The organism is Pseudomonas sp. R38(2017) (assembly GCF_002112395.1).
Taxonomy (GTDB): domain Bacteria; phylum Pseudomonadota; class Gammaproteobacteria; order Pseudomonadales; family Pseudomonadaceae; genus Aquipseudomonas.
Map to the genome: position 1 here is coordinate 425,644 of NZ_NEHN01000002.1, position 21,770 is coordinate 447,413.

Below are 21,770 nucleotides of genomic sequence, written 5' to 3' on the forward strand. Positions count from 1 at the left end.
CACCTATGACTGTTCATATTCCTGCGCGCCCCCGCGAGACGCTGCGCCCCAGCACGATCATCGCCGAAGGCCTGCTGAACCCACGCGGCGCCTGCGTGCAAGCCGATGGCAGCCTGCTGCTGGCCGAGGCTGGCTCAGGTCTGCCGGATCAGCCCTTCAGCGGCCGTATCAGCCGGCTGCAACCCGACCCGCTCCACCCCGGCGCCTGGCTCGCCCGGGAAACCGTGGTTCAGGGTTTTCGCTCGATGAACATGCAGGCCCGCATGCTACGCGATGAAATCATGGGCCTGTCGGACATCGCCTGCGGTGACGGGCGCTGTCTGGTCAGCCAGACCGATTATGTCGCGGGCTCGAAACTGCTGGACCTGCAATACACCCCGCCGGAGCCGGTGTTTCACAGCCGGGGTAACCTGAATGCGCTGTGTTATCACCCGACCCGCCGCAGTTGGCTGGCGGTCAAACCCGATACCAATCAGTTGGTGGAGTTCAGCACTGGCGAGGATGAACAGGTATTGGTCCAGTTGCCCGATCTGGACATGGGCCAGGAAGCCGTCCCCGTCACGCTGGTGCATGAACCAGCGACAGACGCTGTGTTGATCAGCCTGTTCTCCGGGGAGCTGCAAGGCGACCCGGCCCGCAAAGGCATCGACTTTGATGATCAGGCCGGTCAGGTGATTCGGGTCTGGCCCGACACCGGCCGGATCGAAGTGCTGATTCGCGGCCTGCAACTGCCCACCGGGCTGGCGCTGTGTCCGCAAGGAAATGTGTTGGTGCTGGAACTCTGCAGCCGTCTGCAACAACCCCTGCCGCCTGACTGGAATGGCGAACCCCTGCATGGCGGATTTACCCGGTTCAGCGGGCGACTGTTGAGCTGCAATCTGCAAACCAGCGAAGTAACGGTGCTCGCCCGTGACCTGGATACCCCGTCCAACCTGTGTCTGGTGCAGGATGCGGTACTGGTGAGCGAAGGCATGGGGTTAACCGGGCGCCCCTTGCCCACGCCGGATAACACGGTGGTTGCATTGAGCGGCAGGCTGCGTCGGGTACAGCTCTGAAAACAGAAAAAGGGCGCGGCCTCATTGAAGCCGCGCCCCTGTTTACTGAGTCACCACAATCTTGCCGATCATCTGCGGATGCAGCACGCAGAAATACTCGAACTCGCCCGGCGTATTGAACACCCAGGAAAAACTGTCATTAGTGTCCAGCGCCCCCGAGCGGAACACCTTGTGGGTTTCAGCCACCGTGTGCGGAATCTGATCATCATTGACCCACGTCACCTTGGTGCCCACAGCCACGGTCAGATCCTTGGGGCCGAACATGAATTCCTTGATGTCGACCTTCACTTCCTGTGCCCAGACCGGAATCGACAAAAACAGGCACAGCACTGCCAACAGTCGTGCTTTCATTGGGTCGCCCTCCCCTAGACCAGTGTCGAATCGATCAGCGCCAACGGATGTTCGCCCTGTGTCGCCCGCACCTCGGTGATCCCCAGATAGTTGCGCAACTGGTCCGCCGCTACGGTCATCGGGCCCGGTGACGGCGCCGCACCGGGTGCCGGTTGTGGGTAGGCCGTGCCACGGGCGGTGTGGAAGGTGATATTGCCTTCGACCTTCTGGATCACCTGATGGATATGCCCGTTCAACACCGTCACCGAGCCGTACTTGCGCAGCATCGCAATCGCCTGATCGCCATCCTCGGTGCCCCAGCCCCATGGCTGATAGATCGTCCACAGCGGAATGTGGGTGAACACCACGATCGGCGTGCTGGTCGATACCGCGCGCAGATCATCGGCCAGCCAGGCCAGTTGATCCGCACCCAAGGTGGCTTCATGTCCGGCCTGGAAGTTGAAGACATTGACCAGCGCGATGAAATGCACGCCGTGGTCATCGAAGCTGTACCAGCCGTTGCCTTTGGTGCCCTTGCCGTAACGTTGGAGATAGAGCTTGCCGCCGCCCTCGTCGAGGGTGTCGTGTTCGCCGGGGATGTAATGCACCGTGGACGGCAAGCCTTTGAGTACCTGCGCCGCTGTGTCGAATTCCTCGGCCTTGGACAGGTGGGTGATGTCGCCGGTGTGCAGGATCAGCGACGGCCGTTTCGGCAGTGCAATGACCTTGTCGATCGCCACCTGCAGGGTTTTCACCGGCTCCGGATTGGCTTCCTTGTTGAAGCCGATGTGCGAGTCGCTGATCTGCACGAAATGAAAGGTGCTGGCCAACGCCTTGGGATCGCTGACGTTGCCCGCTTCATCCATCGCAAAGGCTCTGGGAATGCCGCCGCTCAGGGCCCAGAGCACCCCGGCCCCGGCCCACGCCGAACATTTGAGCAGCGTTCGCCGGTCCGGGTTGCTCAGAAAACCGTCGGTGCGCAGTGGATGTTTTGTTTGATTGTCCATCGGTAGGTCCTCGCTGGCGGACTACAGTGATGTAGCTGACACCAGGAAGAACCTTGCGGGACGAACGTTTATTCCACGCCGCAAAACAAATTCTTTTCAGGGAATAAAACACGACGCATCACGGTTATAGGGGTGTGACGGTGCGGAAACCACTATGAATCGATTCGAGGAACTGATTGCGCCGCACCTGGACGCGGCTTACAACCTCGCGCGCTGGATCACGGGCAACGACGCCGCTGCACGGGATGTCGTGCAGGAAAGCGCCTTGCGCGCCTTCCGGTTTTTACAGCGTTTTGCCGACGGCAACGCCAAGGCCTGGTTCCTGACCATCGTGCGCAACGAAAGCTACACCTGTCTCAAAGCCTCGGCCGGGCGCCACTGGGTCGCTATCGATGACGAGACGGGTGATATCGACGGCGCACTGAGTCACGGCCAGAGCCCGGAACTGTTGGCCATTCACACGGAAAACGCGGCGTTGCTCCAGCAGGCATTGAGCGCCTTGCCACCGGCGTTTCGCGAGGTCATTGTGCTCAAGGAACTCGAAGACATGCCCTACAAGGACATCGCCCTGGTGGTCGATATTCCCATCGGCACCGTCATGTCGAGACTGGCCCGGGCTCGCGCCATGCTCAAGCTCGAACTACTGAAGTTGCACGATCATGAATGAACTCCAATGCACGGTTTGCCAGACACAACTGCATGGCTATCTGGATCAGGAACTTGATCCGGCGATGGCGGCGGATGTCGCTGCGCATCTGGCCACATGCGCTGACTGTGCGCGGCTGCATGATGAGGCGAAGCTGCTGAAGGTCAGCGTGAAACGTCATGCGCCCTATTACTCCGCGCCGGCTTCGTTGACTGCCAGCGTGCTTGCCGCTGTTGCTCCGGCATCACCGGGCCCGATCGAACGCTGGCGAAAATGGTTCGCCCCGGTTTTTTCCGCAGCGGCCCTGGCCCTGGCGATGGTGCTTTACGTGGCAACACCGGGCAGCGAACAACCGTTGATGGACGAAGCCGTCTCCAGCCATGTGCGCTCGTTGATGGGCCAGCACCTGAACGATGTGGTGTCGTCCGATCGGCACACCGTAAAACCCTGGTTCACCGGCAAACTCGACTTCTCGCCGCCCGTCGTCGACTACTCGGCGCAGGGCTTTCCACTGCTCGGCGGCCGGCTGGATTACTTGCAGCACCAGACCACCGCGGCCCTGAGTTACGGCCGGGCCAAACACATCATCAATGTGTTTATCCTGCCGACTACGGAAGCCGACAAGCCGACGCAGAGCCAGTCGATTCGCGGTTTCAATGTGGTTTCATGGCAGGCCGCTCACATGCGTTTCGTGCTGGTTTCGGATGTAGAGAAAAGTGAGTTGGAGGCGTTCGGCCAGTTACTCAGGAACGGCGCTTGAAAGGTTTTATCTCCTCCGTTAGCGGCTTGATCGCTTCAATGTCTCACTTGGCAGCTCATTGAACAAAGCCCGGTAACTGCTGGAAAACCGCCCCAGATGCCAAAACGACCAGTTCATCGCGACTTCAGCCACCGTGGTGCCCGAGGATGCTCCCTTGAGCAGTTCCCGGCGGGCACTGTTGAGCCGGCGCAAACGCAACCATTGAGTCGGTGACATCCCCGTATAGGCCTTGAAGGTCTGCTGCAACTGTCGCAACGACACCCCGGCCACCTGGGCCAGCTCCAGCAGATTGAGGGTTTCTTCCGGCGAGTCCGCCGCCCATTCCCCCACGCGCTTCATGGTTTGCCGCTCTTCGGCGCGACGCTGCAAACCACCACTGTCCAGACACACCCTGGCGTTATCGAGGATGAACAGGCAGTCCTCCAGCAACTGCTGGGTCAATGCTTCTTTGCTTGGCTGATCAAGGGTTTGCGACAACTTCGTGAGAGTCGAGCTTAACCAGCGGCTGAACAGCGCATTCTGCGCGCCATTGAGCGGCGCCATGAACAAACCTTCCAGCCGGGCCACGTCCAGGCCGTTGCGGCGGACGAACTCGGGGCCGAACACCACGGCGATTTCCTGGTAGTTCTCCGGAGTGATCCAGATGTTGCGGCTCTCTTCGTTCAGCAGATAGAGCGCGTTGTCACTGCGATCGAAACAGAACGCCAGAGACCCCGACGGTGCACTGAAATTCTGCTCCACACGGGTGTTCATCTGTTCTTCGTAGACCTCCACGCCTTCCAGGTCCAGATAGCGGATTTGCCCGGCGAAATGCCCCGGCGACATCTGCTGGTAATGCTGGACCCAGCCCGGTGTCGCGCGGATCTGCTCGGCGACATCGGCGGTGTTGAAAGCTTGAACCTGTAGCGGATTACACGTTGTCATGGGAGACCTTGCGCACTCTTTTGGTGCGCTTTGGTGCTGCTGAAAGTGGATAGATGGAACGGCAAGGCCCGCCCAAGATAGTCGTCAACGCGCCACAGGGGAAGCCTGCGAAAGATGAAATCGCACTTCCCCCGCGTCAATAAAACCAACGACGAGGTCTTTATGAATGCCCCTTTCGATCAGCTGTTCACATGGCTGAAAGATCACAAGATTACCGAAGTGGAATGCGTGGTCAGCGACCTGACCGGCATCGCCCGCGGCAAAATTGCACCGACCAACAAGTTCCTGCATGAGCGAGGCATGCGCCTGCCGGAAAGTGTGTTGCTGCAAACGGTAACCGGGGATTTTGTCGACGACGACATCTACTACGACCTGCTCGACCCGGCCGACATCGACATGGTCTGCAAACCGGTGAGCGACGCGGTGTACGTGGTGCCATGGGCCATCGAGCCGACCGCCATCGTGATCCACGACACCTTCGACAAGTTCGGCAACCCGATCGAACTGTCGCCGCGCAACGTGCTGAAAAAAGTCTTGCAGCTGTACACCGACAAGGGCTGGAAGCCGATCGTTGCGCCGGAAATGGAGTTTTACCTGACCCAGCGTTGCGAAGACCCGGACTTGCCGTTGAAGGCACCACTGGGTCGTTCCGGTCGCGCTGAAAGCGGTCGTCAGTCGTTCTCCATCGATGCCGCCAACGAATTCGATCCGCTGTTCGAAGACGTCTACGACTGGTGCGAGCTGCAAGGCCTGGACCTCGACACGCTGATCCACGAAGACGGCCCGGCGCAGATGGAAATCAACTTCCGTCACGGCGACGCGCTGGATCTGGCCGACCAGATCACCGTGTTCAAGCGCACCCTGCGTGAAGCCGCACTCAAGCACGACGTCACCGCGACGTTCATGGCCAAGCCGATTGGCGACGAGCCCGGTAGCGCCATGCACTTGCATCAGAGCGTGGTGGAGATCGCCACCGGCAAGCCGATTTTCGCCAATGCCGACGGCACCATGAGCGACCTGTTCCGCCATCACATCGGCGGTCTGCAGAAATTCATCCCGAAAGTGCTGCCGATGTTCGCGCCGAACGTGAACTCGTTCCGCCGCTTCCTGCCCGACACCTCGGCGCCGGTCAACGTCGAATGGGGCGAAGAAAACCGCACCGTCGGCCTGCGAGTTCCAACGTCCGGCCCTGAAGCAATGCGCGTGGAAAACCGCCTGCCCGGCGCCGACGCCAACCCGTATCTGGCGATTGCTGCGAGCCTGCTGTGCGGTTACATCGGCATGGTCGAAGGCATCGAGCCAAGTGCCGCCGTCGAAGGCCGCGCCTATGAGCGCCGCAATCTACGCCTGCCGATCACCATCGAAGAAGCGCTGACCCAGATGGAAGAGTGCGACACCGTCGCCGAGTATCTGGGCAGCAAATTCGTGCGCGGCTACGTGGCGGTGAAACGCGCCGAGCATGAAAACTTCAAGCGCGTGATCAGCTCCTGGGAGCGTGAGTTCCTGTTGTTGAGCGTTTAAGCCTGCGACCTGATCGCTCCCGGACACTGTCCGGGAGCGATCCCTACCGACTTTACGAGCATAAAAAAATCCAACTCGAAGAGGTGTCGATATGCGTCTGTTGAAATCCCTGATCCCCGCCGCCCTGGCCCTGGCCTGCAGCGCCGGTGCGCAAGCCCAACCCCAGGTCAGCGTCTATAACTGGACCGATTACATCGGCGAAACCACCCTCGCCGACTTTCAGGCCGGCAGTGGCATCAAGGTGATCTACGACGTTTTCGACTCCAATGAAACCCTCGAAGGCAAACTCCTCGCCGGTCGCACCGGTTACGACGTGGTTGTTCCGTCCAATCACTTCCTGGCCCGTCAGGTGAAGGCCGGGGCGTTCCTCAAACTGGACCGCTCACAACTGCCGAACTGGAAGAACCTCGATCCGAAACTGCTGGCCCTGCTCGAGAAAAACGATCCGGGCAACGAGCACTCGGTGCCGTACCTGTGGGGCACCAACGGCATCGGCTACAACGTCGATAAGGTCAAGCAGGTGCTGGGCGTCGACCACATCGATTCCTGGGCCGTGCTGTTCGAACCGGAGAACCTGAAGAAGCTCACCCAGTGCGGCGTGTCGATGATGGACTCGGCCGACGAGGTGTTCCCGGCGATCCTCAACTACATGGGCATGGACCCGCGCAGCGAGAACCCGGAAGACTTCAAGAAAGCCGAAGCCAAACTGCTGAGCATCCGTCCGTACATCACCTACTTCCACTCGTCGAAATACGTGTCGGACCTGGCCAACGGCGACATCTGCGTAGCCTTCGGTTACTCCGGCGACGTATTCCAGGCCGCCAACCGCGCCAAGGAAGCGAAGAACGGCGTGAACATCGCTTATGCCATTCCCAAGGAAGGCGCGAACCTGTGGTTCGACCTGCTGGCGATTCCCGCCGATGCCAGCAACACCAAAGAGGCCCACGCCTTCATCAATTACCTGCTCGATCCGCAAGTGATCGCCAAGGTCAGCGCCTCGGTCGGCTATGCCAACCCGAACCCGCCGGCCAAGCAATACATGGACGTGGCACTGGTCAGCAATCCAGAGGTGTATCCACCTCAGGAAGTGCTCGACAAACTCTACATTTCCACCACCCCGCCCCAGTCGATCATGCGTCTGATGACCCGTTCCTGGAGCAAAGTGAAGTCGAACAAATGAATCAGTACACCCAGGAACACGCCCGCTCCTACTACGCCGCATCGGCTCGGGCGAGCACAACCTACCCAACGCTTGAAGGCGGCCTGATCGCCGACGTCTGCGTGATCGGCGGCGGCTTCACCGGCGTCAACACCGCCATCGAGCTGGCCCAGCGCGGCCTCTCGGTGGTGCTGCTCGAAGGCCGGCGCATCGGCTGGGGCGCCAGCGGGCGCAACGGCGGCCAGTTGATCCGTGGCATCGGCCATGAAGTCGAGGGCTTCGCCCGTCATGTCGGCGCCGAAGGCGTGCGCTATCTGCAACAGGCCGGCGTCGACTCAGTGGAACTGGTGCGCCGGCGCATCGAAGACAACGCCATCGAGTGCGACCTGCGCTGGGGCTTCTGCGAACTGGCCAACACCCCGGCGCAGTTCGAGGCATTCAAGGCTGAACAGGCGAGTCTCGCGGCCTCGGGTTATGCCCATGAAACACGACTGGTCGGCCCTGAAGACATGCGTCGGCAAGTCGTCAATTCGGGTGTCTATAAAGGAGGCCTGATCGACATGGGCTCGGGCCACCTGCACCCGCTCGATCTGGTGCAGGGCGAAGCACGTCTGGCAGCGTCGCTCGGGGTGCGGATCTTCGAACAGAGCCCGGTGCTGGAAATCATCCACGGCGCCACGGTTCAGGTGCGCTGTGCTTCTGGTACTGTGCGGGCCGGCAGTCTGGTACTCGGTTGCAACGCGCACCTCGATGAACTCGAGCAACAGCTAAGCGGTAAAGTCCTGCCTGCCGGCAGCTACATCATCGCCACCGAGCCCTTGTCCAAAGAGCGCGCCGCCGAACTGATCCCGCAAAACCTCGCGCTCTGCGACCAGAAAGTCGGCCTCGACTATTACCGGCTCTCGGCAGACCGACGCTTGCTGTTCGGCGGCGCCTGCCACTATTCCGGCCGAGACCCGGCGGACATCGCTGCCTACATGCGACCGAAGATGCTCAAAGTCTTCCCGCAACTGGCGGATATGCGCATCGACTACCAATGGGGCGGCAAGATCGGCATCACCGCCAACCGCTTCCCGCAGGTCGGACGGCTCAAGCAGCACCCGAACGTGTTCTACGCCCAGGGCTATTCCGGCCATGGCCTGAACGTCACGCACTGGTGCGCCAAATTGCTGGGCGAAGCGATTCACGCAGGCCACAGCCAGGGCATGGACGTGTTCAGCGGCGTGCCGCACATGACCTTCCCCGGGGGCCCGGCGTTGCGCTCACCGCTGTTGGCACTGGGCATGTTCTGGTATCGCCTGCGGGAAATACTCGGCTGAATCTCGCGGGTTGAAGCGACCTGCACATTTGCTCTATCGCAAAGCACTTCTATATTGATGAAGTGCTTTTGCGTTCCTGACGCTCAGTGCCCAACACACTCTGGAGGTCATGGATGGAGTTGTCAGCCGCCGATCAACCGCGAGCACCCGGCCAGGCACCGATCAAGACCCGGCGCTTCAACATTTCGCTGGTATGGATCGTGCCGATTGTTGCCGTGCTGGTGGGCATTTCGCTGGTGGTGCACAACCTGATGCAGGAAGGCCCGACGATCGTCGTTACCTTCAAGACCGGCAGCGGTCTGACGGCCAACAAGACCGAAGTCAAATACCGCAACGTGGTGGTCGGCCAGGTCTCGGATGTCGAACTGAGCGACGACCAGAAGAGCGTCAACGCCACGATCAAGCTGGCCAAGCAGGCCGAAACCTTTACCCGCGAAGATTCGAAGTTCTGGGTAGTCCGGCCGCGAATCGGTGCCGGCGGCGTGTCGGGTATCGATACGCTGCTTTCTGGCGACTACATTGGTGCCGATATCGGCCAATCGAAAGATCGCGCCAGGTACTTCAAAGGCCTGGAAAATCCGCCCCCCATTACCTACGGCGAACCGGGCAGGCGTTTCAACCTGCACGCCTCGGACCTGGGTTCGCTGGATATCGGTTCCCCGGTCTACTACCGCAAGATCCCGGTCGGCCAGGTCGTGGCCTATGCACTGGATCCCGATGGCAAAGGGGTGAATATCGAAGTGTTCATCCACGCGCCGAACGATGCCTTCGTCACCGAGAACACCCGGTTCTGGAACGCCAGCGGTATAGACGTGAACGTCGGCGCCAATGGTTTTGCAGTGAAGACCGAATCGCTCTCGACCCTGCTGGTCGGGGGCATTGCCTTCCGCGCGCCGGATTACAGCCCCAACGATGTGGCGGCAGCGGATGAAAAATCCTTCGACCTGTTCGACGACCAGCAGACCGCCCTCGCCCCGCCCGCCGGCAAACCGCAGTACCTGAGCCTGCGTTTCGATCAGGCCATGCGCGGCCTCAAGGTCGATGCGCCGGTCGAATTCCTCGGCATGGAAATCGGCCGTGTGGTGAGCATCAACCTGGACTACGACGAGAAGAAACGCAGCTTCCCGGTCAACGTCGGAATTGTGATCTACCCACAACGTCTGGGACGGGCCCACGAGAAGATGCTCAAGGTGCTCAACCACAACCCGGAAGACGAAGCCGCCGCCGTGCGTCTGATCGGCACCTTCATCGACAACGGTCTGCGGGCCCAGGCCCGCAGCGGCAATCTGCTGACCGGTCAGCTGTATATCGCTCTGGATTTTTTCCCGAAAGCCGAGAAAGTCGCGTTTGATCCGACGGCGCGTCCGATCGTCATTCCGACCATTCCCGGCAGCCTCGAACAGTTGCAGGAAAAACTCGAGGCCATGGTCGACAAGCTCAACAAACTGCCGTTGGAACGCATTGCCGGCAATCTCGACGGCAATCTCGTTGAACTGCGCAAAAGCCTGACCCAGTTCAATGCCAAGACTATGCCCGCTGTTCAGAACACTTTGGCGGACGTGAGCAAGACCCTGCAATCGGCAAATTCGACGTTGGCCGAAGATTCGCCGCAGCGAGAAAAGCTCACCCAGACGCTCGACGAACTCGGGCGCATGTCGCGTTCGCTGCGTGAGCTGTCGGATTACCTCGGACGCCATCCGGAATCGCTGATTCGCGGTCGCCCCGACAACGCTGCGCCACTCGATCTCAAGGGACCGCCGCGCAATTGAGCACAGGAGCTTTGCCATGGCCTTACCGCTGAAGTTCACCGTGCTCGCCGCATGCCTGTTGCTGGGTGCCTGTCGCAGCGACCCGATCAGCTTCCACACCTTGACCCCGGCACAGCCGATGCCTGGCCGATCCGGACAGGACATCGCGATTGAAAGCATCAGCGTGCCGCCCCAGGTCGACCGCCCGCAAATCGTCATCCGCCAGGGCAACAGCGGCCTGGCGATTCTGGAAACCCAGTGGTGGGCTGCCAGCCTCAGCGATGAGCTGCGCAGCGCACTGGTGGATCAGTTGAGCAACGCTGGAGTCCCGCGCAAAACATCGGTGCGCATCGATGTGCAGCGTTTTGATTCGGTTCCCGGGCAATACGGATTGATGGACGTGAAATGGCGCCTGCGTCCGGCGGATGCGGGCGATAGCGGTCTGCTCACCTGCCGCTCGATTCTGCAGACGCCATCCGGATCGAGCATCGACGATTTGGTGAACGCTCAGCAGAACAACGTCAAACGTCTCGCGGCGCTGATCCATCAGGCCGCCGGCAATGCGCGCAGCTGCCCGCCATCCTGAGTCGCCGGTTTCAATTCCACGCTGAAGCGGCTGCCGCTGGGCTGGCCGCTGCTCAATTGCACCCGCCAGTGCTGGCGCTTGCAGATCCGCTGCACCAGCGACAACCCCAGGCCAAGGCCTTCACCACGGCCCTCATCGCCGCGCACGAACGGCTGGAACACCGCCTGACGCTGTTCCTCAGGAATGCCGATGCCGCTGTCTTCCACCACAAAACCGTTGCCTGTCAGGGTCAGCCGGACGAACCCTTGATCGGTGTAATGCCAGGCATTGCGCAGCAGGTTACCCATCACCGATTGCAGGAACGTCAGGTTGAAACGCTCCATACAGGGCTGCTCCACCTCGTAGAAAAACTCCAGTCCCTTTTCACGAATCAGCCGGCCCCAGATCTCGCACTGTGCATCAGCGACTTCCTTGAGCGTGACGCAAATATCATTTCCGACATCATCCTCTGCGCGAGCCAGCATCAAGAAGGTATCCACCAGTTGGCGCATCTCATGGCTGGCCCGGGCGATGCGATTGACCTGTGCGGTCGAACGGGGATCCAGCGACGGATTGGCGAGCAACAATTCGCAGGCGCCGCCCAGCACCATCAACGGCGTGCGCAGTTCATGGCTGACATCGCTGGTGAACAGTTTTTCGCGGCTCAGGGTTTCGCGCAAACGACCCAGCGTCTGATCGAACGACAACGCCAGCTCCCCCACTTCATCCGCCGCATAATCCGGGTGCAGCGGGGGCGCCAGCACCAACAGTTGATCGCGGTGGCGAACCTGGCGTGCCAGTCGAATAACCGGCGCCATTACCCGTCGAGCCAGCAATCGGCCAAGCATGATCGCCAGCAGGATGCTCAGGAGAAAACCGACCGTGACCACGATGAACAGCAACCGCTCGCGTTGCTCAAGGCTTTCCTGATCACGCAGCAGCACGTATTTGCGCCCGCCGACCACCTCGACCATCGCAAAAAAATCGTCGCCGTTGAACATGATTTCCTGGAAGCCGGGTGACAGCGCAGCCAGTGACGGAATCAGTGCCATGGGCCCGGGCCCGCCTTCAAAGAAAAACAGTTCACTCTTTTCCGGCTGATGACTCCAGCGATTGATGTCATCCATCGCCAGCAAGCGATGCAGACCGCCACTCAGGGTGCTGGTGGCCAATTTGTGTTCGACCACATGCACAGCGGCAACGATGCCCACCGCAAACACCCCGGCGACGAGAGCGCTCATCAAAGCGAACACGATGACGATCCGTTTCGTCAGGCTTTGCTTGAGATCCATTCGGGTCGAGGACTCCACTGCTGAATTCAGACTTCACGGTCAAAAACAGGCGAGCACCGCGATATTGACCGAACCTGCGCAGCTTCACCGCAAACATAAACATTTGTTAAGACTGGCTCCAAAAAAAAGGGTATTTGAGTCTGGTTATCAAACACTGGATTAGTTGTGCTTTATCGACTCTCGCGAAATTTTCACATGTTCTTCACCGCCCCCCGACGTGCACGAACGTAATGTTCAGCCATTATTCAAGTACATAACTATAAAAGTTGGTTAAATCGCCGGCCCAACTCGCCTGCGACGTCAAGGGGCATGCCGTGGAGCGACAGATGCAATTAACAGCGACATTTAAACAACGCCGTACTTTGCGACTTGGAAAACTGTTGACCGGCATCGGTGTAGTGGTCGCTATCGGGCTGGTCAGCGGCTTCGTCTGGGTGACCCGCTCGCCCGTTGATCTGGGCCATGCCGGCAAGGCCGCCCGGGCTGACTGGACCCAGGCCTGGCAGGCTGGTGAAGTAGTAGCGCTGGTGCGTCATGCCGAACGTTGCGACCGCTCCGTCAACCTCTGCCTGGGCCCGGCCGACGGCATCACCCAGGCCGGCAACGACTCTGCAGCGCTTGTAGGCAAAGGCTTCGTGGGGCTGGGCATGAAGCAGGCGCAGGTGTTCACCAGCCCGTTGACCCGTACCGTGCAGACCGCGCGCGCCATGTTCGGTCAGGACGCCACGCCCCAGACCTGGCTCGAATCCTGCGGTTCTTCTCTGCGCAACGACGTGGTGGCGCACAAGGTTGCCAAGCGAAATCTGGTGCTGGTCACCCACAGCGGATGCATCAGTGATTTCGAAAAGCAGACCGGTTTTCCTCACGCGGTCGCCGCCGAATATGGCAGTACCCTGTTTGCACGCATCGATGACAAGGGCCAACTTAAAGTGTTGGGTATCATGAATGCCGATGCATGGTCACAACTCAATAGTCATTAATGCTTTAGTTGGGGCGGACCGGCAAGTTTGCACTTTTTAACTAACCAGGGACGGGGTTCATTAATTTGTAATGAAAGATGTATCTGCCCCCGATTTACTGGACAACGGTTTTTTTTAAGCTTGGCTATAGTGCGAGAACTCAGGCTTGGAGGTACGGCAGCTCTCTGGATACAGGAAACGCCCGTCCCCCGATCGCACACCTGCATTCATTCAACACGATGATCCGCCCGCTCAGGAACACGCCGGGCAGGCCATCGACACAAGAACTTCGTTTGGCACCAAGGCTTTGTCATGACGTCTGAAAACAACCCGCTGCGACACGCTGCCCGTCATTCCTCCCCCACCACGACTTTCGAACGCTTGGCCATCCCCGGCCTGATTCTGGCTTTCGTCGTGTTTTACCTGTTGCCGTTGATGACTCACGGTCTGTGGATCCCCGATGAAACCCGCTACGGCCAGATCAGCCAGGAAATGCTGCTCAGCGGCAACTGGGTCGCGCCGCATTTCATGGGGATCCGCTATTTCGAAAAACCGATCGCCGGTTACTGGATGATTGCGATCGGCCAGGCGATCTTCGGTGAAAACCTGTTCGGCGTGCGTATCGCTTCAGCCCTGAGTACCGGTGTCAGCGTCTGGCTGACGTACCTGATAGCCCGCCGGCTGTGGAACAACCCGCGCATCAGCGTCGCCAGCGCCCTGCTTTATATGAGCTTTGGGCTGATTGCCGGCCAGGCCGGCTACGCCAACCTCGATCCGCAGTTCACCTTGTGGGTCAACCTGAGCATGGTCGCCGTGTGGTTTGCCATCGACAGCCAGACCCCTCGCACCCGTCTGGGAGGCTGGGCGCTGCTCGGTGTCGCGTGCGGCATGGGCCTGATGACCAAAGGATTCCTGGCGTTATTGTTGCCGGTGCTGATCGCCCTGCCCTACATGATCTGGCAACGCCGTTTCGGCGAACTGGTGCGTTACGGACTGGTTGCCGTGGTGGTTTGTGTGCTGATCAGCCTGCCGTGGGTGTTGGCTGTTCATTACCGGGAACCCGATTTCTGGCGGTTCTTCTTTTGGCACGAACACATCCGTCGTTTTGCCGCCGGCGATGCCGCGCAACATGCTCGCCCATGGTGGTTCTACCTGCCGTTGCTGTTTGCCTCCACCCTGCCGTGGGCTGTGCTGCTGCCTTCGACGCTCCTGCGCACCTGGCGTGAAAAGCGTGATCCTAAAACCGCCTACCTTGCGTTGTGGTTCCTGCTGCCACTGGCCTTTTTCAGCCTGAGCAGCGGCAAGCTGCCGACCTACATCATGCCGTGCCTGCTGCCAATCGCCCTGTTGATGGGGCAGACCGTGGTCAACTGGCTGGATCAGAACAGTGGCCGTGTCCTGCGCCTGAACGGCGTGATCAACACCGTCATCGCTACTGCGGCGCTGGTGGCGCTGCTTTATCTGCAGGCAACCAAGGAGATCTACGAAAACACAGAGATGTTCAACCTGTCGCTGGCCTATATCGTGCTGGTGGGCTGGATCATCGCCAACGCCTTGCAAGTGCTGCGTCCGCTGACGCTGTGGGCCATGCCGGCGCTGGGTATCGGCCTGCTCGTGGCGTTGCTGCCGGCGGCCATGCCGGGGCAGATCGTCAACAGCAAGATGCCCGACCAGTTCATTGCCGAACATCAACAGGAATTGAGTGAAACCGCTTCGCTGCTGAGCAACGACCTCGGCGCAGCCTCGGCACTGGCGTGGCGCTTGAAGCGCCCGCAAGTGGATCTGTTCAACACCATCGGTGAACTGAAGTACGGCCTCGAAGACCCGGCCATGGAAGCACGTAAAGTCACTATGGACGGCGTCGGCCAGTGGATGACCGAAGCGCGGAAGAAAGGCGCGGTCGGTGTGGTCTTGCGGGTCAACAGTACGCAGGAAGAGCAGGAAGTCGAATTGCTGCCGGTAGATGGCAAGCATTATCGTCGCGGCAATCTGCAGATCTTCATCTTCCCGCAGCGCCAGCCATGACCTTGCGCAATAACGACCGGGGCGCCCTGCTGCTCCTGCTGGCGGCCAGCGCCCTGATGTTGCTGCTCGGGCTGGGCAGCCGCGAATTGTGGGGCGCGGAAACCCGCTGGGCCAACATCGCGTTGCAGATGATGCAAAGCGGCGATTACTTCGACCCGTACCTCAAGGGTGATCCCTACTACGACAAGCCGCTTTTGTCGTACTGGCTGATCACCGCGACCGCCTGGTTGACCGGCAGTCTGGATCACTGGTCGCTGCGCCTGTCTTCGGTGGTGTCCGCGTGGCTCAGTGTCTGGCTGGTGTATCTGCTGGGCGAGCAGTTGTTTTGCAAAGGCACGGGGCTGATCGCCGGCTGGATGCTGGCGACCACCTTCTATTTCGTGTTCTGGGCGCGGGTCGCCACGGCCGACATCCTGACGGTCTGCGGCGTGCTGGCAGCGGTCTGGTGGTACTGGCGCGGGCCGGACGACACGCGGTTTTCGCGCTATCTGGTGTTCTGCGTTCTGCTGTCCCTGACCTCGTTGTTCAAAGGCCTGATCGGCTTCATCCTGCCCGGGCTGGTGCTGCTGCCGCACCTGCTGAATGAAAGCCGCTGGAAACGTCATCTGAATCTGCGCCTGCTCGCGGCGCTGGTGATTGCCGGCGCGTTCTACATGACGCCGTTCCTGCTGTCCCACCTCTACGGCGCGCCGAACTACGGGGAAAGCGGGCTGGGACTGGTGTTGCGGGAAAACGTCGTGCGGTTTTTCCAGCCGTTCGACAACATCGGCCCGATCTACACCTATTTGTTGTACCTGCCGGTCTACACCCTGCCCTGGGCGCCGTGCTGGATCATCGCCTTGTGGGTTGCCGCGCGAAACTGGAAACACATCGAACCGGACACCCGCTGGCTGATCCAGGGCCTCGGGTTGTTGATGCTGTTCTTCACCGCCAGCGGCAGCCGACGCAGTTACTACGTGCTGCCACTGGTGCCGTTCGCGCAACTGCTCGGGGCCTGGTGGATCACCCGGCGCATGGCTGCGCGCAATGCCGAGAGTCCGTTTGGCGGGCGCGGCCTGAAAATCGGTTTTGCCGTGACCACGGTCTTGCTGCTGGGGATTCTCGGCGTGCTCTATCCCTGGACCAACAGCGGTGGCGGCGCGATCCGCTTCGGCGAGACTGTGCGCCTGCAAGCCAGCCAGCGCGCGCCGTTGAGTCAATGGCACTTCGTCATGGTCGAGGTGGACAACAAGGTCCCGATGTACCTGCAGACCGGCGGCGAACCGTTCTACTACGTGCCGGAAACCCGTGATTTCCCTCGCGACGGCGATGCTGCCGCGATGTTCGAATGGCTGGAACGCACCAGCGGCAAGCACTGGGATCCGAAGCGTACGATCTTCGTCGCCCAGTACCGCACCGGCGATCCCGTGCCGCTCTCCAGGCTCGGTCAAGACCATCAAGTCATCACGACCACCCCGACCCGCGGCGAACAAGTGTTCCATGGCCGCGAGGATCAAAGCGTCGCCTACCTGCCCCAAGGCTCCTGAAAGACAACGCCGGGTTCGCCCGGCGTCCCCGCCAAGTGACTGCTAACCTGAATGACAATGACATGTATTAACGGTTTGTTTGACGTTTTTTTCTCATTTGCCTCTCTACATTGCCAGCCAGCCAACATATGCAAATCATTCGCATTGAAAACCCTGCGATCTGTTGCCCATAACGTCTAAAAAACAGGAGCTGCCCCGTCATGAGTTCATCCATTCCGTCCTTTCTGAAGCACGCTGCTCTGGCGACGGCGCTGCTCGCTGCCGGCCAGGTGTTTGCCGCCGACTCGGTTGGTATCGTGGTCTACAACGCCCAGCATGAAACCCTGACCAAGGCGTGGGTCGCCGGCTTCACCGAAGAAACCGGGATCCCGGTCACGATCCGTAACGGCGACGACACTGAAATGGGCAACCAGATCGTGCAGGAAGGTTCTTCCTCTCCGGCCGACGTGTTCCTGACGGAAAACTCCCCGGCCATGGTGCTGGTGGACAATGCCAAGCTGTTCGCCCCAGTCGCTCCGGCGACCCTTGAACAAGTGGGCGCAGCCTATCGTCCGGCGCACGGCCAATGGGTCGGCATCGCCGCTCGCTCCACCGTATTCGTCTACAACCCGGCTAAACTGGCGGAAAAAGACCTGCCAAAATCCCTGACGGACCTCGCCTCCCCAGCCTGGAAAGGCCGCTGGGCCGCATCCCCTGCCGGTGCGGACTTCCAGGCCATCGTCGCCGCCGTACTGGAACAGAAAGGCGAAGCTGCCACCCTTGAGTGGCTCAAGGGCATGAAAGCCAACTTCACCGCCTACCGTGGCAACAGCTCCGTGCTCAAAGCGGTCAATGCCGGGCAGATCGACAGCGGCGTGATCTATCACTATTACTACTTCGTCGATCAGTCCAAGACCGGCGAAAACAGCAAGAACACCGCCCTGCACTACTTCAAGCATCAGGATCCGGGCGCGTTCGTGAGCATCTCCGGTGGTGGCGTGCTGAAGTCCAGCAAACACCAGGAAGAAGCACAGAAATTCCTCCAGTACATCACCGGCAAACAAGGCCAGGAAGTGCTGCGCACCGGCAACTCCTTTGAGTACGCCGTGGGCAAGGACTCGGCTTCCAACCCGAAACTGGTGCCGTTGAAGGATCTGGACGCGCCAAAAGTCGACGCATCGAAGCTCGACAGCAAGAAAGCCGTTGAACTGATGACTCAGGCGGGACTGCTTTAATTGATGCCAGAAACTCTGCCGGCGGGGATCGCTGCGGCGCCCTCCGCCAACCTTTCACGCAGACCCCGCGCCCTCAATGGGCGCGGGAGCCCTTGGGTGGTCGTGCTAGCGATCGGTGTATCACTGCTGTCGTTACTGCCGATCGGCTTTGTCATCGGCGTGTCGTGGTACACCGGTTGGGCGACCATCGAAGCCTTGATCTTCCGCCCTCGGGTGGCCGAACTGCTGATCAACACCGTATTGCTGGTATTGATCACCCTGCCAATCTGCATTGTGCTTGGCATAACCCTCGCCTGGCTGACCGAACGCACCGACCTGCCCGGCCGGAGATTGTGGTCAGTGCTGGCGGTTGCACCGCTGGCCGTGCCTGCGTTCGTGCACAGCTATGCATGGGTCAGTCTGGTTCCGTCGATCAATGGACTGCCGGCCGGTGTGCTGGTGTCTGTGATCGCTTACTTTCCGTTTCTTTATTTGCCGATTGCGGCGACGTTACGTCGCCTCGACCCGGCGATTGAAGACGTGGCCGAATCCCTCGGACTGAAACCGTGGGCCGTGTTCTTCCGGGTGGTCTTGCCGCAATTGCGCCTGGCGATCTGTGGCGGTGCGCTGTTGGTGGGCCTGCACTTGCTGGCCGAATATGGCCTGTACGCGATGATCCGCTTCGACACCTTTACCACGGCCATTTTCGATCAGTTCAAATCCACCTTTAATGGCCCGGCAGCCAACATGCTCGCCAGTGTTCTGGCGCTGTGCTGTCTGGCGATGCTGACCGTGGAATCCGCCGCTCGTGGCCACGCGCGTTATGCCCGGGTCGGTTCCGGCAGCGCCCGCGAACAGCGGACCGTGCGCCTCAAACGTGGCACCGCCGCGCTGGGCCTGTGCCTGCAAGTTCTGACCTGCCTGCTGGCCCTCGGAGTCCCGATGCTGACTCTGGGCAAATGGCTGATCGACGGCGGCGCGGAAGTCTGGCAAGGCGAAGAGTTGTTGCCAGCGTTGCTTCAGACCCTGTCGTTCGGCGTGGCCGGTGCAGTGTTGACCAGTCTGGCGGCGATTCCGATTGCCTGGCTGTCGATTCGCGCCCCCGGCAAGCTGCAACGTGTGCTGGAAGGCTGCAACTACATCACCAGCTCGCTGCCGGGGATTGTCGTGGCACTGGCGCTGGTCACCGTAACGATCCACTTCGCCCGTCCGATCTATCAGACCACCATCACCGTTCTGCTGGCGTACCTTTTGATGTTCCTGCCGCGGGCGCTGGTCAGCCTGCGTGCCGGTTTCGCCCAGGCGCCGGTGGAACTGGAAAATATCGCGCAAAGCCTCGGCCGTTCACCCCTGCGCGCCTTGTGGCTGATCACTCTGCGCCTGGCCGCGCCGGGTGCAGCGGCAGGTGCCGCGTTGGTGTTCCTGGCGATCACCAATGAATTGACCGCAACCCTGTTGCTCGCGCCCAACGGCACGCGCACCCTGGCCACCGGTTTCTGGGCCATGACCAGCGAAATCGACTACGCCGCCGCAGCGCCTTACGCGCTGTTGATGGTAGTGCTTTCGCTGCCGCTCACGGCCATCCTCTATCACCAATCCAGGCGCAGTGCCGGCCGATGAACGCTCTCGACATCATCAATCTCAGCAAATCCTTCGGCGCGCAAACCGCGCTGGACACCATCAACCTGTCCGTCCCGACCGGCAGTCGCACCGTGATCGTCGGCCCGTCTGGCTCCGGCAAGACCACGCTACTGCGGATGATCGCCGGATTCGAGTTTCCCGACGCCGGCAGCCTGATGCTCAACGGCCAGACGCTGGTCGACAGCACCCACGCCGTGCCCGCCTACCAGCGGCAGATCGGCTATGTTCCGCAGGATGGCGCGCTATTTCCACACATGACCGTGGCGGACAACATCGGTTTCGGACTGAGCGAAACCGGCAGCGCTCGAACTGAACGCATTCAGGCGTTGATGGACAGCGTGGCCCTGAACGCCAGCATGGCCGCACGCTGGCCTCATGAATTGTCCGGCGGCCAGCAGCAACGGGTGTCGCTCGCCCGGGCACTGGCCCAACAACCACGCCTGATGCTGCTGGATGAACCCTTTTCCGCCCTCGACACCGGCCTGCGCGGCGCCATGCGCAAAATGGTCGCCCGCCTGCTCGAAGAGGCCGGCGTGACCACAATTCTGGTCACCCACGACCAAAGCGAAGCGCTGTCGTTTGCCGATCAACTGGCGGTCATGCGTGACGGACGACTCGTGCAATCGGGGCATCCGATGGACCTCTACCGTTATCCGGACGACGAGCAGACCGCACGTTTTCTCGGCGAAGCGGTGGTCATGCCGGCGCGAATCGAGGCCGGCTGGGCCCATTGCGATCTTGGACGGATCGCGGTGAACAGCAACGGTTTCTCCGGGCCGGCGCAGATCATGCTGCGCCCGGAACAGCTTCAGCTGTCCGATGCGCCTGCCGATCAAAGGGGCTGCAATGCTGTCGTCACCGAACGCGACTTCGGTGGCAATACCTGCACCCTGACGGTTGAACTGCGCGCCAGCATCAATGAAGAAGCCGGCCGTTCGCTACTGGTGCGCAGTACCGGAATGCACGCGCCACCGGCCGGCAGCGCGGTGCAACTGTCGATACTCGGGGCCGCCCACGTTTTCGAGGCATCCTGACGTTCAGCTACAGATCGAAACGATCCACGGCGCGACGCCGTTCATTGTCGTCGCGCACGTCGTAGTTGGCGGTCGTCTGGATATTGCTGTGATGCGCCAGTTTCTGGGCAATCGACAGATCGTGTTCTTCGATGACCCGAGTGATGAATGAGCGCCGGAAATCATGGGGCATGATCTTCACCCCGACCTGCGTGCCGCGCTGGCGGGCGATGTAATAGATCGCGTGTTTGGTGATGCGCTCGCGGGTGATGTGGCTGCCACGGCGAATGCGGTTGAACAGAAACGAATCGTCGCTTTCGCCTTCCTTGAGTTCTGAACGGCGAAACTCCAGCCAGGCATTCAGCTTGGCAAACGCCCAGGCCGGCGCGTACTTGATCAGTTGCTTGTTGCCCTTGGCGGTGACGCACAGGCTGCGTTCAGTGAAGTCCACCTGGTTCAAATCCAGATCCACCGACTCGGATTTACGCATGCCGGTGCCGTACAACAACGCAATCACAGCCGCGTCACGCAACCCCTGCGGGCGCGGATCGGCGGCGCAGACTTCCATCAGTTCATGAATCAGCGTGCGCTTGAGATTGCGCCCCTGAGACAGTCGCGTGCCGGCCATGCCCTTGACCGAACGCATTTTCAAAAGATGATCCTGAGTGATCAGGCTCATGCGCCAGGCTTCGTTCATCACACCGCGAATGGCATTTACATAAAGTGAAGAGGTGTTGGGGGCATAGTTGTCTGCACGCAATGCTGCGACTAACGCCACAACATCTTCGGGTTGTAAGGCATGCCACGGAATGTCCTCGACATTCATGTCTTCAAAGCCGAGACGGTCGGCGGCATCCTGCAAAACGTAACGCATGGTGAGTTGGCTGGAAGGTGCCAAACGCGCCAGATACAAGGACAAAGGATTACTTCTGATGGATTCTGAAGGGGTAACGGATAAGCTGCTCAAACGAAAGGCCTTGAGTAAAAACAGTCCAGCACAACAACTAACAACTGCAATGAACTTGATATAAAGGAGAGTCTTTTAGTAGGACTTTTCCAACAAAAGCCGCGGAAGTCTGAACAGCGG

General features: G+C 60.3%; 19 protein-coding genes. 14 read left to right on the plus strand and 5 right to left on the minus strand.

Annotation, left to right across the window (positions count from 1 at the left end):
* Window positions 1–5 precede the first annotated feature (5 nt).
* The gene (locus tag CAF87_RS05560; protein WP_085730888.1) at window positions 6–1,055 is read left to right on the plus strand and encodes a hypothetical protein; all 1,050 of its coding nucleotides are present in this window, start codon (window positions 6–8) and stop codon (window positions 1,053–1,055) included.
* A gap of 42 nt (window positions 1,056–1,097) precedes the next feature.
* Here the strand turns inward: CAF87_RS05560 and CAF87_RS05565 are convergent, their stop codons facing one another.
* Entirely contained in the window at window positions 1,098–1,406 is a 309-nt protein-coding gene (locus tag CAF87_RS05565; RefSeq protein WP_085730887.1) for a cupredoxin family copper-binding protein, read from the minus strand.
* 14 nt (window positions 1,407–1,420) lie between these two features.
* On the minus strand, window positions 1,421–2,392 hold the full coding sequence (locus tag CAF87_RS05570; RefSeq protein WP_085730886.1) for a metallophosphoesterase: 972 nt from the start codon (window positions 2,390–2,392) through the stop codon (window positions 1,421–1,423).
* 154 nt (window positions 2,393–2,546) lie between these two features.
* Between CAF87_RS05570 and CAF87_RS05575 the strand changes: the two genes are divergently transcribed.
* Both CAF87_RS05575 and CAF87_RS05580 read left to right on the plus strand, forming a co-directional pair.
* Complete coding sequence (locus CAF87_RS05575; protein ID WP_085730885.1) at window positions 2,547–3,059, plus strand: sigma-70 family RNA polymerase sigma factor; 513 nt, start codon at window positions 2,547–2,549, stop codon at window positions 3,057–3,059.
* Window positions 3,052–3,798: an anti-sigma factor gene (locus CAF87_RS05580; protein ID WP_085730884.1), complete on the plus strand. Its 747-nt coding sequence runs from the start codon at window positions 3,052–3,054 to the stop codon at window positions 3,796–3,798. Before CAF87_RS05575 ends, CAF87_RS05580 begins: the two co-directional genes overlap by 8 nt.
* A gap of 18 nt (window positions 3,799–3,816) precedes the next feature.
* Here CAF87_RS05580 and CAF87_RS05585 read toward each other — a convergent pair whose 3' ends face one another.
* On the minus strand, window positions 3,817–4,722 hold the full coding sequence (locus tag CAF87_RS05585) for a helix-turn-helix domain-containing protein (RefSeq protein WP_085730883.1): 906 nt from the start codon (window positions 4,720–4,722) through the stop codon (window positions 3,817–3,819).
* Between the two features lie 162 nt (window positions 4,723–4,884).
* Between CAF87_RS05585 and CAF87_RS05590 the strand changes: the two genes are divergently transcribed.
* From CAF87_RS05590 to CAF87_RS05610, 5 genes are all read left to right on the plus strand, one after another.
* Window positions 4,885–6,243 (plus strand): glutamine synthetase family protein, encoded by a 1,359-nt coding sequence (locus CAF87_RS05590; protein WP_085730882.1) that lies wholly within the window; start codon window positions 4,885–4,887, stop codon window positions 6,241–6,243.
* Between the two features lie 91 nt (window positions 6,244–6,334).
* The gene (locus CAF87_RS05595; protein WP_085730881.1) at window positions 6,335–7,423 is read left to right on the plus strand and encodes a polyamine ABC transporter substrate-binding protein; all 1,089 of its coding nucleotides are present in this window, start codon (window positions 6,335–6,337) and stop codon (window positions 7,421–7,423) included.
* Window positions 7,420–8,721, plus strand: a complete 1,302-nt coding sequence (locus tag CAF87_RS05600) for an FAD-binding oxidoreductase (protein ID WP_085730880.1) — start codon at window positions 7,420–7,422, stop codon at window positions 8,719–8,721. The genes CAF87_RS05595 and CAF87_RS05600 overlap by 4 nt, the downstream gene beginning before the upstream one ends.
* A 113-nt stretch (window positions 8,722–8,834) precedes the next feature.
* Window positions 8,835–10,490, plus strand: coding sequence for an intermembrane transport protein PqiB (locus tag CAF87_RS05605; RefSeq protein ID WP_085730879.1), 1,656 nt, complete (start codon window positions 8,835–8,837; stop codon window positions 10,488–10,490).
* A gap of 16 nt (window positions 10,491–10,506) precedes the next feature.
* Complete coding sequence (locus CAF87_RS05610) at window positions 10,507–11,055, plus strand: membrane integrity-associated transporter subunit PqiC (protein WP_085730878.1); 549 nt, start codon at window positions 10,507–10,509, stop codon at window positions 11,053–11,055.
* On the opposite strand, the gene CAF87_RS05615 is transcribed toward CAF87_RS05610, so the two are convergent.
* Window positions 11,016–12,326: a HAMP domain-containing sensor histidine kinase gene (locus CAF87_RS05615; protein WP_085730877.1), complete on the minus strand. Its 1,311-nt coding sequence runs from the start codon at window positions 12,324–12,326 to the stop codon at window positions 11,016–11,018. The two genes, CAF87_RS05610 and CAF87_RS05615, sit on opposite strands and share 40 nt — an antisense overlap.
* 326 nt (window positions 12,327–12,652) lie before the next feature.
* On the opposite strand from CAF87_RS05615, the gene CAF87_RS05620 reads away from it, so the two are divergent.
* From CAF87_RS05620 to CAF87_RS05645, 6 genes are all read left to right on the plus strand, one after another.
* Complete coding sequence (locus CAF87_RS05620; protein ID WP_085730876.1) at window positions 12,653–13,306, plus strand: histidine phosphatase family protein; 654 nt, start codon at window positions 12,653–12,655, stop codon at window positions 13,304–13,306.
* Window positions 13,307–13,597: 291 nt separating this feature from the next.
* Window positions 13,598–15,310 (plus strand): lipid IV(A) 4-amino-4-deoxy-L-arabinosyltransferase, encoded by a 1,713-nt coding sequence (arnT, locus tag CAF87_RS05625; RefSeq protein ID WP_085730875.1) that lies wholly within the window; start codon window positions 13,598–13,600, stop codon window positions 15,308–15,310.
* On the plus strand, window positions 15,307–16,836 hold the full coding sequence (locus CAF87_RS05630) for a glycosyltransferase family 39 protein (RefSeq protein ID WP_085730874.1): 1,530 nt from the start codon (window positions 15,307–15,309) through the stop codon (window positions 16,834–16,836). Before arnT ends, CAF87_RS05630 begins: the two co-directional genes overlap by 4 nt.
* Before the next feature lie 200 nt (window positions 16,837–17,036).
* Entirely contained in the window at window positions 17,037–18,050 is a 1,014-nt protein-coding gene (locus CAF87_RS05635; protein WP_085730873.1) for an iron ABC transporter substrate-binding protein, read from the plus strand.
* 3 nt (window positions 18,051–18,053) lie between these two features.
* Window positions 18,054–19,649, plus strand: coding sequence for an iron ABC transporter permease (locus tag CAF87_RS05640; RefSeq protein WP_085730872.1), 1,596 nt, complete (start codon window positions 18,054–18,056; stop codon window positions 19,647–19,649).
* Window positions 19,646–20,704 carry an ABC transporter ATP-binding protein gene (locus CAF87_RS05645; RefSeq protein WP_085730871.1) on the plus strand — a complete coding sequence of 353 codons (1,059 nt, stop codon included), beginning with the start codon at window positions 19,646–19,648 and terminating at the stop codon, window positions 20,702–20,704. The genes CAF87_RS05640 and CAF87_RS05645 overlap by 4 nt, the downstream gene beginning before the upstream one ends.
* Before the next feature lie 7 nt (window positions 20,705–20,711).
* On the opposite strand, the gene xerC is transcribed toward CAF87_RS05645, so the two are convergent.
* Window positions 20,712–21,650, minus strand: a complete 939-nt coding sequence (xerC, locus tag CAF87_RS05650) for a tyrosine-type recombinase/integrase (protein ID WP_349016886.1) — start codon at window positions 21,648–21,650, stop codon at window positions 20,712–20,714.
* Window positions 21,651–21,770 lie beyond the last annotated feature (120 nt).